Here is a 12,168-nt window from a genome sequence, read left to right as displayed (position 1 = left end):
TTTTTTCAATTAATTTTTGAAAAAGTTTTGAAACTCAAATGACAACTTTGAAATCATAACATTCAGCAAAAAGTTTGTCAAACATTATTTTTCGTTGTCATAGCAACTTGTTTTAACAACGTTATTGATAATATCATACTGAAATATAATGTCAAACACTTTTCATTATTTTTTCAAAATAATTTCAGTGAAATGAAAAATGGACTAGCAAAATGCTAATCCATCATCACTTCTATTCCAAAATGGTCACTAATCTTTGCGTCGTTGATATCATCAAAGACAACCTTATAACTGACTATTTCAAAGGTTTTAGCAGCAAACACATAATCAATCCGCAAACCTGATCGATTCTGAGCCCAGCCATCAATCGATTCTTCAACTGTAAATTCCCCAGTTGTCTTTTTTGACGCTATGAAGGCGTCTTGCAAATCTAAAGGACTTTTTGTCACCAAGTCATATCCTTCATTGATCTTTTTAGCATCGTTGTTAAAATCGCCGATAACTAATAAAGAACCGCTTTTTGCTTTCAACTTCTCTTCTAACGTTTGCCATTCAGGTGCAAAAGAATCATCAAAGCCCCGCCACCAAGAAAGATGTGCATTCGCGATTACTATTTGTTCTTGATTTACAGTCGTTTCGCCAATCACTACTTTCCTTGTATGGTAATCAGCCGGATTAGAACTTTTTGAAACAAAATGGCTTTCTACTATTAAAGGGGTTTTAGATAGTAAACCAATTCCTTCATGGAAACGATCATAGCCGATATGGTTATAACTCCAATTCCAATAGTAGTAACAGCCTAGCTCCTTCAAGTACTCGGTCAAGCAAAACAGAAAATTATCTTGACGAATTGCTTGTTGTTCTTCCGTTGGTTGAAAATAGCCATCGACTTCTACCAACGGGCTTGCAATTCCTTGATTCACCTCTTGCAAGCCCACAAGGTCATACTTTTCTTGAGCGATTCGTTGTGCCAATACACGAATTTGTCGCTGATCATCTGCTTCCATCCAGCTATGAGTGTTTAGAGTTAATACTTTGATCCTTCTCGCCTCACTTTAATAATCAAACTTTCCGATCGTTTCCCCGCGAGAAACGAGTCCAGTTTTATCATAATGGTAATCTTCAATCTTGTCACCATTTGTGAACACAACGATCATCGTCGTCTTTTTGCCGCTTGCTTGAATCTTAGCCAAATCGGCCGTCGCTACGATTTTCCCTGCTTTTACTTTCTCACCTTCACGGACCTTAATCTCAAATGCTTCACCGCCAAGATCAACCGTGTCGATCCCCATATGCAGCAACACTTCGATTTCATCATCGGTTTTGATCCCGATTGCGTGTTTAGTTGGGAAAATTGAAACAATCGTACCGGCTACTGGGCTTGCAATCTCGCCGTTTTCTGGAATGACAGCAAACCCTTCGCCCATCATTTTTTGTGAAAAGACTTCATCTTGAACACGATCAATTGGGATCAGTTCCCCATTGGCAGGAGCTACAAATTCTTGCTGTGCTCCTTTAAAGGCAACTGCTGATTTTTCAGGCTCAGCTGTTACAGACTGCGGGTCACTAGTTGGAATGGTTGCTCCTGAGTCCAAGAGATCTTGAATATCTGATTTCAAAATATCCGCCTTTGGACCGTAAACTGCTTGGACACCATTATCTTTTACCAACAAGCCCATTGCACCAGCCTTTTTCCAAGCTTCTTCATTGCCTACCACACCATTATCAGCGACCGTCACTCGTAAGCGGGTCATGCATGCGTCAACATCGGTAATGTTTTGCGGACCACCTAATAAGTTAATGATTTTTACGATCTGAGAATCTGCTGAGGCTGTTCCGTTATTTCCATCACTGACACTGTCATCGTTGTCTACTTCATAATTTCCATTTCTTCCTGGAGTCGCGTAATTGAATTTCTTAATCATAAAGTTTGCGAAGAAGTAAGTGAATACACCAAAGGCAATACTTGTTAAGACGAAATTCAATAAATCATTACCTAGACCTGCCCGAATTGCCATCGGTACCCGTGTCAACAATTCAATATTCCCAAATGAATGAACACGCAAATGAATCAAGTCTGCCATCGCAAAAGCCGCCCCTTGGATCACGGCATAGCAAGCATAAAGTGGAACTGCCACAAACATGAACATGAATTCCAACGGTTCTGTTACACCAGTCAAGAATACGGCAACCGCAGCAGAAAGGAACATTGATTTGTATTTTTTCTTCTTATCAGGGTCAACATTGCGATACATCGCTAACGTCAATCCCATTAAAATACCGGTTGAACCGATCATTTGACCAACTTTGAAACGAGCTGGTGTCCATTGTGTCAACACGTGTTGATATTGTGACATATCTCCATTGTTCTTCAAGTTGACTAAGTCGGTTGCCCACGCTAACCACAATGGATCTTGACCAAATACTTGGCTACCCGCTTGTGCCCCAGTCAGAATTTCATAGGTTCCACCTAGTTGCGTATAATTCATTGGGATCGTCAGCATATGGTGCAACCCAAATGGTAGAAGCAGCCGTTCAAGCGTCCCATATAAGAAGGGGGCCAAAATCGGTGCCGTATCTTGAGAATTAGCAATCCACTTACCGAAGTCATTGATTCCGGTTTGAATCACTGGCCAGATGAATGCCAAAACCAAAGCGACGATCACGGAGCGAAGAATTACAACAAATGGAACAAACCGTTTCCCATTAAAGAAAGTCAAAACTTCTGGTAATTTACGGAAGTTATAATATTTATTGTAGGCAGTCGCCCCGACAAACCCAGCAATAATCCCGACGAAAACCCCCATATTCAATGCGGGAGCTTCTAAGACACTTGTGAAATAGCCATCCACCATAATTTTTTGTCCGAATAAAGTATGGGTTACCGCGTTAGGATCAGCTAACATTTCCGCAGTCACACCGAAGATCGCACCGGTAATTCGATTAATTAAAATGAATGATAACCCAGCTGCAAATGCACCACCCGCACGCTCCTTCGCCCAACTACCGCCTATCGCTAACGCAAATAGTAAATGAAGATTGCCGATGATCGCCCAACCAACATTTTCAATCACTCCGCCGGTTGTCACCAACCAACCTAGGTTTGCGTCAATCAATGGTAATGATTTTCCGATACTGATCATCAAACCAGCTGCTGGCATAACCGCGATTACCACCATCAAGGCCTTCCCGAATTTTTGCCAAAACTCAAAACTAAAAATCTTTTTGATACCCTTCATGCTTGTTCCTCCTATTTTTTGATGATGAAACTTTTACGCAATCGGTTTCGCTAATTTGCATTATATACTCATTCGTTTATTTTGTAAACTCTTTCAGTTAAATTAATTTGGTTTTGAGTTTATTGTTTGTCTGCTGAATATTTTTCTGATTCATCAACAAATGCTTGACTTGCGCAACCGATTGCGTTTATGATGAAACTAAGAAAACTTAAGGAGGACTATCATGAATAAAGTTCAACGTCTTTTTGAAATCGACCCTTGGAAAATCCGCACTACACACTTAGATAAAGAAAACCGTCGCTTACAGGAATCTTTAACCAGTATCGGTAACGGTTATATGGGTATGCGAGGAAATTTTGAAGAAAGCTACAGCGGCATTCATCATCAAGGAACCTATCTAGCTGGTATTTGGTTCCCTGACAAAACACGGGTAGGTTGGTGGAAAAATGGCTACCCGGAATACTTTGGTAAAGTCATCAACGCAATGGATTTCCTACAAATGAAATTATACGTGAATGATCATGAAATCGATCTTGCTGTAGATGAGTTAACAGATTTTGACTTGGAATTAAATATGGAAAATGGCGTTCTTACTCGCAGCTTCGTAGTTACAATTGATGACGCTAAGGTTCGTTTTACTTTCCAACGTTTCTTAAGTATCGTAAAAAAAGAATTAGCGGTTATTCAGCTGACTGCTGAAAGTCTATCAGGAACTGCCCACTTAAAAGTAGTCTCTAAACTAGATAATAATGTGCAAAACGTGGATAGCAATTACGAGGAAATGTTCTGGTTCGAAAAAAATCGCGGACATCAAGAAGATATTAGCTTCTTAACTACTCAAACTGTACCGAATAATTTCGGGATTGAACAATTTTCCGTGACGGGTGCCATGAAACATTTGAGTTCGTCAACCGGATTACAACAAGATGCTAAATTAGAAGTCGCTGAAAGTTTCAGCTATGAACTAAAAGCCAACCAACCAATCCAATTGGAAAAACGGGTCGTGATTTTAACGAGTCGGGATGTGCCAGAAGCGGAGCAAAGAGAAACAGCGACGGCTTTGCTTAATGAATACGACGCTTCTTATGAAGATTTGTTAGCAGAGCAAAATAGTGCTTGGGCGGATCGTTGGGCCTTAGCCGATGTCTTGATCAATGGTGATGATGAAGCCCAACAAGGCATTCGTTTTAATATTTTCCAACTTTTCTCGACTTATTACGGCGAAGATCAACGTTTGAACATCGGACCAAAAGGCTTTACTGGCGAGAAATATGGCGGCGCGACTTACTGGGATACAGAAGCCTACGCCGTACCGATGTATCTAGGCATCGCCGATCCTGACGTCACAAAAAACCTATTAAAATATCGTCACAATCAATTAGCAGAAGCACAACACAACGCCCGGCAACAAGGGCTAAAAGGCGCCTTGTATCCAATGGTAACCTTCACTGGGATCGAATGTCATAATGAATGGGAGATCACCTTTGAGGAGATTCATCGAAATGGAACGATTGCCCATGCCATTTATAATTACACTACTTACACCGGTGATGAAGAATACATTCAAAAAGAAGGCTTAGAAGTCTTGACGGAGATTGCTCGTTTTTGGGCCGACCGGGTCCATTTTTCTAAGCGTCAGCAAAAATACATGATCCATGGTGTTACGGGACCCAACGAATATGAAAATAATATCAATAACAACTGGTACACAAACTATATCGCTTCTTGGGTACTGTCTTATACGTTGGAAAATTATAACAAATACCAAGCCCAAGCAACGGTCACGATTACACCAGAAGAACAAGCGAAATGGCAAGATATTATTGATCGGATGTATTACCCAACGGATGAAGAGTTGGGAATTTTCGTACAGCATGATACCTTCTTAGACAAGGATCTAATGCCTACTTCTGAACTTGATCCAGCAGAACGTCCGCTGAACCAGCATTGGTCATGGGATAAGATTTTGCGTTCTTGCTTCATTAAGCAAGCCGATGTTTTACAAGGAATTTATTATTTTGGCGATCAGTTCACGTTGGAAGAGAAACGGAAAAACTTTGAATTTTATGAGCCGATGACGGTTCATGAATCATCCCTTTCTGCTTCGGTTCATTCTATTTTAGCCGCGGAGTTAGGTTTGACGGACAAATCAATGGAGATGTATCAACGAACAGCTCGTTTGGACCTTGATAATTACAACAACGATACTGATGATGGCCTTCATATCACTTCAATGACTGGCAGCTGGTTAGCGATCGTTCACGGCTTCGCTCAAATGAAGACCAGTACCGGAGAACTTAGCTTTGCTCCAATCCTGCCGAAGGAATGGGAAAACTACTCTTTCCATGTAAACTATCGTGGTCGCTTATTAGCCGTAGCAGTTAATCAAAAAGAAGTCACAATCGACTTGAAAGATGGACCGGCATTGGCTATGATGCTTTATGGGAAAGAAATTACGTTAGAGAATACGCTGACCGTTTCTCTTAAACAGGAGGAGTCACATGTTTAAAGGAGTCTTATTCGACTTAGACGGCGTCATTACAGATACCGCCGAATATCATTACTTGGCGTGGAAAAAACTAGCAGATGAATTAGGGATCTCTATCGATCGCGCGTTTAACGAAAAACTAAAAGGGGTCAGCCGTGAAGATTCATTGCGTTTGATTCTAACCCACGGCAACCGGGAAAATGATTTTTCTCAGACGGAGTTTGATCAATTGGCGAAACGTAAAAATGACAATTATGTAGAAATGATTCAGGCAGTCTCCCCTAAGGACGTCTATCCTGGGATCTTAGACTTATTGCAGGATTTAAAAAAAGCAGGAATCAAAATTTCTTTGGCTTCCGCCAGTAAAAACGGCCCATTTCTACTAAAGCAAATGGAACTAACTGAGTACTTCGATGGCATTGCCGATCCTGCTACGATCAAAGCAGGAAAACCTGCACCGGATATTTTTATTTTGGCTGCAGAAGTAGTAAACTTAAAGCCAGAAGACTGCATCGGGATCGAGGACGCTCAAGCTGGAATAGCTGCGATCAAAGCCAGCGGCGCGCTGCCAATTGGCGTCGGCAAGGCTCAACAGCTAGGCCATGATATCGCCTTAGTTGATTCGACCAACGAGTTAACGATTGAGTTTCTAAAAAAACATTGGCAGAACTAATAGTAAGAAAGGAGAGCAGAAAATGACAGCAACCGTAAAAGACGTGGCAAAAAAAGCGAAAGTCTCTCCTTCGACTGTCTCACGTGTAATCAATGATCATCCTAGTATCTCAGCGGAAACGAAGCAACGCGTCCGTAAGATTATGGATGACATGGGTTATTTTCCGAATGTAACAGCTCGCAATCTAGGCAAACAGCGGGCGAACTCCTTAGGGGTGATTTTACCGCCGTTGGATTCGCGGGAGCGTTTAGGCAATCCCCTTTATTTAGAACTGCTCAACGCAGTCAATGCGACAGCAGCGGAATTTCAGGTGACTACCGCGGTGGCTTCGGCGGATAACAGTGCTACTTTATTGGAAAATGTCATTCGTATGCATCGACAAAAACAAGTTGATGGCTTTATTTTAGCGTATTCAGAAAAAGATGATCCCGTTTCGGAATATCTTTTTCAAAACCAAGTGCCTTTTACTTTGATTGGTCGGCCAGCCAAACGTGAAGCTGATATTATTTACGTGGATAATGACAATCAATTATTAGGTAAACAAGCTACAGAACATTTGATTGAGAAAGGCCATAAAAATATTTTATTCGCCTCCAATGTCAATCAAGAAGTCATCTTCTTCGAGCGTTATTTCGGTTATCAGGAAGCCATGATGCTGCAGAGCCTTCCAACCCATCAACCATTGACGATGCTGCAACCGGAAGATTACGTTCAATTTCCGGAAGTAATCAAGGCCACTGGTGCCACAGCACTTGTCGTAATTGATGATATCTTTGCCTTGCGAATGATCCAATTAGCAACACTACATGGCTATAAGGTTCCCGATGATTTATCTGTGATTAGTTTCAATAATTCGATTTTTGCGACACTGGTCCATCCCTATTTAACGACGATCGACATTGATATTTCGGATTTAGGACGTTTAGGAACCCAAAAGCTCATGGAACAGATCGAACAAAAACAATCTAGCGGTGTACAACTTGTTGTACCGCATCACTTAGTTCAACGAGAAACAGTTCGTTCGATTTAAGTAATCATTAAAAACGACTTGCCCAGCTTGAGGCAAGTCGTTATTTTGTTTATACTAGCAAAAAATTGAAAGGCGATGACGTGGATGTTAGTACTGTTTCTTATGATTCTAGCTTTACTCTATTGTCGTTATCAAACGTATCGTTTGGTGGTAAAACATTTTAAAGTAACGAAGAACTCCGCTGCATTGAGCGTTGAAGTAGGAAAGAAAAAGGGCCTGACTATTGCTCAAATCAGCGATAGCCACTTCTCGCCTTTTTATTCGCCTAAGCGCTTTGATAAAATCGTGGCAAAACTTAATCAAGCAGAACCCGATATCGTTTTATTTACAGGCGATTTAATTGAAAATTATAATTATTGGCAAACCCATGATACCCAAGAAATCAGCCAACAATTAGCAACTATTCGTGCACCAAAAGGAAAATTGGCCATTCTTGGTAATCACGACTATCGTTCGAATGGCGGCAATGCCGTTAGTCACTTGCTTGAAGCAGGCGGTTTTACTTTGCTTACGAATCAAAGTACACTGGTAGATCAGCTGAGCCTGACGGGATTTGATGATAGTCAAGAAGGCACCCCTGATTACTCGGTCACACCAGTTAAAGCTTATTTCTCAATCCTGATGGTCCACGAGCCGGATCAAGTGAAACAATTGCCCGAGCTTTCTCATTTTGATTTGATCTTAGCCGGCCATAGTCATGGTGGGCAAATCCGCTTCCCGCTATTCACTTACAAAAATTTCGGCTCAAAAACTTACGATCAAGGAGTTTACAAATTGACGGCCACTACTAGCCTTGTAGTGAATACCGGGTTAGGCACAACGGGGCCACCCTTGCGTTTTCGCGTGATTCCCGAAATTTTATATTTTCATATTTAAAAAGAGTTTGAAAGCGATCCTTCACAGGAAAACTTCCAAACTCTTTTTTATGCCCGCATTTTTTGCTTAATGTAAGGAATCATGATCGGTACTAAAGAAATGAAAACAATCATTAGCATAATCAACGAAAAATGTTCACTGACAATCGGAATATTGCCTAAGAAATAACCCGCCAAGCTCACGACGGTCCCCCAGACAATGGCGCCAAAAACATTAAAGCTGGAGAAAAGCCTCCAGTTCATTTTACTAGAACCGGCGATAAAAGGAATAAAGGTCCGGACAAAAGGCATAAAGCGTCCTAAGAAAATCGTCCATTTGCCTCGCTCATTGAAAAAGTTTTCCGCTTCACGAACCTTATCCTCTTTAATAAAACGTGAAATCGGACTGTGATACAAGGCCTTGACTCCGAGTGTATGTCCAATCCAATAATTCATCATATCGCCTAAGATGGCGGCAATCACACAGATCCCGATCACATACGGTAAATGTAAGACATTTCCACCTAGAGCAGTTAAGGCTCCCGCCGCGAATAAAAAGGAATCTCCCGGCAAGAAAGGAAAAATAACCACCCCTGTTTCAATAAAAACGATCCCAAATAAAATCGGGTAAATCCCTACGCCATATTGGTGAACCAACGTCACCATATGAGCATCAATGTGCAAAATAAAATCAATCAACGCCATTTAATAAACTCCTTTAAAAAAGATTCTCTTCAATCATACGACTTTTCTAAAAAAATAAAAGCCTCGAGGAAGTTCTTATAGAAAAAAATAATTTTCTTGATTAAATGGTATAATAAAAAGGAATCTACGATATCTATTCACTGATTTCCTTAGATATTGATTCTTCGATTTCACAATAAAAAAATAGGAGTAGCTTATGAGTGTTCTTTCTCACATGAAAAGTATGCAGCGAGAAATGTCAGCTGCTGAAAAAAAAATTTATGGCTTCATTCGTGAAAACAGTGAAAAAGCGTCCAGTATGACTGCCAATGAAATTGCCGAGGCCGCCGGTACTAGCGCCCCTACTGTTGTGCGTTTCTCTAAAAAAATGGGCTATAGCAGCTTGACAGATCTTAAAATCGAACTTTCTGCGGAAACGATCCAAGAACGTAACAACAATACATACAGCGATGTCGATCACGATGAACCCTTTCATAGCTTAAAAAATAAATTAGCTAGCAATGCTCGCTTCACGATTGATGAAACGACCGCTCTCTTCAACGAAAAAGATTTTATTGAAGCATGCAAATTACTAGAGGAAAAAGAATTTTGCTATGTCTTAGGTATCGGAGCTTCAAACCTAGCTGCGATGGATATTGTTCAAAAATGGAGCCGCTTAGGAAAAAATATTATTAGCGAGCCAGATTATAATACTATTTTGCCACAACTGGTCCTCCACGAAAAAGAAGCGGTCATTTGGCTGGTTTCTAATTCCGGGTTGACCTCTGAATTGATTGCTTTGGCTGAAACGGCTAAAGACTTAGGTATTCCCATCATTACCTTGACTCAATTTGGTCAAAATCCTTTAGCTAAGCTTTCCGACGTCTGTTTGCAAACCTCTCGCCCAACTGAAGCGACTTATCGAAGTGCTGCGACTGATTCGATTTTAGCGCAATTTATCACCGTCGATCTATTGTTTTATGTCTACATCAGCCGTAACAAAGAAAATGCGGAAAAGATCTACAGCACTCGTGCGATCGTCCAAGAATACCGCAAAAAATATTTTTAATAAACAAAGGGTCTGACAATCACGGTCAGACCCTTTGTTTAAGTTTATAAAAAGAGCGATGCCAAAAAGTTGGCATCGCTCTTTTTGACTGCTATTTGGTTGTCGCTTTGAAAACTTCTTCAGAAGCTAGAACCGGACCCGTTTTTTCTAAAACGTGGGTTGCGATCTCATTCATGTTAGTGATTAAGACCATCATCGAGGTGCCTTTACCGGCTGCTTTAATCGCATCTAAATCAACCTTAGCCACTTCTGTATCGGCTGTGACAGTCTGGCCTTCATTTACCATGATATCAAAAGGCTTGCCATCAAGCTCAACCGTATTGATTCCCATGTGCAACAAGACTTCCATCCCGCTCTCAGTTGTAATACCAATCGCGTGTTTTGTTGGGAAAATCGTGCTGACTTTTCCACGAACAGGCGCATAGATTGCTCCGTCAGTGGGCTCAATAAAGTAGCCTTCACCCATCATTTTTTCAGCAAAAACCGGATCCGCTGCTTCTTCCAATGGATGAACCGCACCTTTGGCAACTGCTGAAAAGACTTCTGTTGCGTGTGCCGTAGTGGTTGGTTCTACTGTCGTCATCGTGGGCTCAACAACTGTTTCTTCTGCTAATTTTTGTTCGGCTAATTTATCTTTAGGAATCCCAAAGAAATAAGTAGCCACAAATCCACCTACATATGCTGCAAGTAATCCTAAGACATACCCCCACCAACGACCGTTCGCAATTAATGGAATCAAAGCAGCTCCAGAAGGGCCGATCGCAATCGCGCCAACACCGCCGACAGCACCGATCACAGCACCACCGATCCCGCCGCCGATACACGCTGTAATAAATGGACGACCTAAAGGTAAAGTTACTCCGTAAATCAATGGCTCGCCGATCCCTAAGATTCCGACAGGCAACGCGCCTTTGATCATTTCAGTCAATTCTTTGTCTTTACGCAATTTAATCCAAAGAGCAAATGCGGCACCGACTTGACCAGCGCCAGCCATCGCTAGGATTGGCAATAGCATTGTTTTACCTGTTTCATTAATCATTTGAATATGAATTGGCGTTAAAATCTGATGCAAACCGAACATAACCATCGGTAAGAATAATGCGCCTAACACAAAACCAGAGAAGGCGCCGCCCACTGCTAAGACCCAGTTGATTCCACCAACCATACCGTTAGAGATAAAGCCGGCTAATGGCATAATTAAGAAAATTTCTAGCAAACCAATCACTAATAAAGAAAGCATCGGTGTAATAATAATATCAACCGCGTCTGGTACAATTTGATGCAATTTCTTTTCAACAATTGATAACAACCAAACCGCAAAAATCACGCCAAGGATTCCACCTTGACCAGCGGCTAACGGATCACCAGTAAATAAGTTTGTCAACGGCGCTTCCGGATTCATCCCAGTCAAGGTAACAACCGCACCGATAACCCCACCAAGCGTTGGGTTCGCACCGAATACTTGCGCTGCATTCACACCGGTAAAGATGACTAAGTAGCTGAACATCCCATTTTTCATGATGTTCATCACGTCGATAAACTGTTGCCAAGTCCCAGCATCTAGAGTGCCCGCTGTCACTAAGTTTGTTAAAACCGCCGCAATCCCTGCAATTAACCCTGATCCAACAAAGGCTGGGATCATTGGCACGAAAATATTTGAAATATCTTTTAAGAGAGCTTTAAAGGGAGAGTTTTTTTGTTTTGCTTTCTGAGCGGCTTTCATTTCCGCCGCTTTTGCATTGACTTTGTCTTTACCAGAACTGTGAGGCAGTTCTTCACCAAGGCCAACACCAGCAATATCTACCATTTCTTTTGCTACCTTATTGACTTTCCCTGGACCGATGATGACTTGTAGTTGTTCATCATCGACGACTCCTAAGACACCTGGGATCGCTTTTAATTTTGCTTGATCGACTTTTTCATCGTCACGCACACTCATTCGAACACGGGTCATACAGTGAACCACGCTTTGAACGTTGTCCATTCCACCGGCACCCTCGTAAATCTCTTTAGCAAGTTGATTCAAGGTTAATTCTTCTTTTGCCATTTTACTCTCTCCCTATCTATCATATTGTATTCGATTTCACTATTTAATTTTATTCAACTAACAGATCAAATACCTCTGCTAGTC

The 12,168-nt window shown here is 41.4% G+C and carries 9 protein-coding genes; 5 read left to right on the top strand and 4 right to left on the bottom strand.

What is annotated here, in order from left to right; all coding sequences use genetic code 11:
* Positions 1-215: 215 nt before the first annotated feature.
* A complete protein-coding gene (locus RV00_RS14300; protein WP_084133311.1) occupies positions 216-1,007 on the bottom strand; it encodes an endonuclease/exonuclease/phosphatase family protein in 792 nt (263 codons plus the stop codon).
* A 48-nt stretch (positions 1,008-1,055) separates the two neighbouring features.
* The gene (locus tag RV00_RS14295) at positions 1,056-3,230 is read right to left on the bottom strand and encodes a PTS transporter subunit IIBC (protein WP_071863237.1); all 2,175 of its coding nucleotides are present in this window, start codon (positions 3,228-3,230) and stop codon (positions 1,056-1,058) included.
* 232 nt (positions 3,231-3,462) lie between these two features.
* Here RV00_RS14295 and RV00_RS14290 point away from each other — a divergent pair, with 232 nt between their 5' ends.
* The 4 genes from RV00_RS14290 to RV00_RS14275 all read left to right on the top strand — a co-directional run bounded on the left by RV00_RS14290 (position 3,463) and on the right by RV00_RS14275 (position 8,306).
* On the top strand, positions 3,463-5,748 hold the full coding sequence (locus tag RV00_RS14290) for a glycoside hydrolase family 65 protein (protein WP_071863231.1): 2,286 nt from the start codon (positions 3,463-3,465) through the stop codon (positions 5,746-5,748).
* Complete coding sequence (gene pgmB / locus RV00_RS14285; RefSeq protein ID WP_071863230.1) at positions 5,741-6,400, top strand: beta-phosphoglucomutase; 660 nt, start codon at positions 5,741-5,743, stop codon at positions 6,398-6,400. Before RV00_RS14290 ends, pgmB begins: the two co-directional genes overlap by 8 nt.
* 22 nt (positions 6,401-6,422) lie before the next feature.
* Entirely contained in the window at positions 6,423-7,430 is a 1,008-nt protein-coding gene (locus RV00_RS14280) for a LacI family DNA-binding transcriptional regulator (protein WP_071863229.1), read from the top strand.
* An 84-nt stretch (positions 7,431-7,514) separates the two neighbouring features.
* Entirely contained in the window at positions 7,515-8,306 is a 792-nt protein-coding gene (locus RV00_RS14275) for a metallophosphoesterase (protein WP_084133310.1), read from the top strand.
* A gap of 47 nt (positions 8,307-8,353) precedes the next feature.
* Here RV00_RS14275 and RV00_RS14270 read toward each other — a convergent pair whose 3' ends face one another.
* Positions 8,354-8,989: a VTT domain-containing protein gene (locus RV00_RS14270; RefSeq protein ID WP_071863227.1), complete on the bottom strand. Its 636-nt coding sequence runs from the start codon at positions 8,987-8,989 to the stop codon at positions 8,354-8,356.
* 196 nt (positions 8,990-9,185) lie between these two features.
* Here RV00_RS14270 and RV00_RS14265 point away from each other — a divergent pair, with 196 nt between their 5' ends.
* Complete coding sequence (locus RV00_RS14265) at positions 9,186-10,037, top strand: MurR/RpiR family transcriptional regulator (protein WP_071863226.1); 852 nt, start codon at positions 9,186-9,188, stop codon at positions 10,035-10,037.
* Positions 10,038-10,128: 91 nt separating this feature from the next.
* Here the strand turns inward: RV00_RS14265 and RV00_RS14260 are convergent, their stop codons facing one another.
* Positions 10,129-12,084 (bottom strand): glucose PTS transporter subunit IIA, encoded by a 1,956-nt coding sequence (locus RV00_RS14260; RefSeq protein WP_071863225.1) that lies wholly within the window; start codon positions 12,082-12,084, stop codon positions 10,129-10,131.
* Positions 12,085-12,168: the final 84 nt, after the last annotated feature.

The sequence above is a fragment of the Enterococcus devriesei genome (genome assembly GCF_001885905.1).
GTDB lineage: Bacteria > Bacillota > Bacilli > Lactobacillales > Enterococcaceae > Enterococcus_A > Enterococcus_A devriesei.
The sequence above is the reverse complement of the archived record's forward strand: the minus strand, read 5'-3'. Positions and strand labels throughout refer to the sequence as shown.

Bases quoted from the DNA above. Each gene is read 5' to 3' on its own strand.
- RV00_RS14265 (WP_071863226.1), top strand. From the start codon at position 9,186: ATGAGTGTTCTTTCTCACATGAAAAGTATGCAGCGAGAAATGTCAGCT.
- RV00_RS14270 (WP_071863227.1), bottom strand. From the start codon at position 8,989: ATGGCGTTGATTGATTTTATTTTGCACATTGATGCTCATATGGTGACG.
- RV00_RS14260 (WP_071863225.1), bottom strand. From the start codon at position 12,084: ATGGCAAAAGAAGAATTAACCTTGAATCAACTTGCTAAAGAGATTTAC.
- pgmB (WP_071863230.1), top strand. From the start codon at position 5,741: ATGTTTAAAGGAGTCTTATTCGACTTAGACGGCGTCATTACAGATACC.
- RV00_RS14300 (WP_084133311.1), bottom strand. From the start codon at position 1,007: ATGGAAGCAGATGATCAGCGACAAATTCGTGTATTGGCACAACGAATC.
- RV00_RS14275 (WP_084133310.1), top strand. From the start codon at position 7,515: ATGTTAGTACTGTTTCTTATGATTCTAGCTTTACTCTATTGTCGTTAT.
- RV00_RS14280 (WP_071863229.1), top strand. From the start codon at position 6,423: ATGACAGCAACCGTAAAAGACGTGGCAAAAAAAGCGAAAGTCTCTCCT.
- RV00_RS14290 (WP_071863231.1), top strand. From the start codon at position 3,463: ATGAATAAAGTTCAACGTCTTTTTGAAATCGACCCTTGGAAAATCCGC.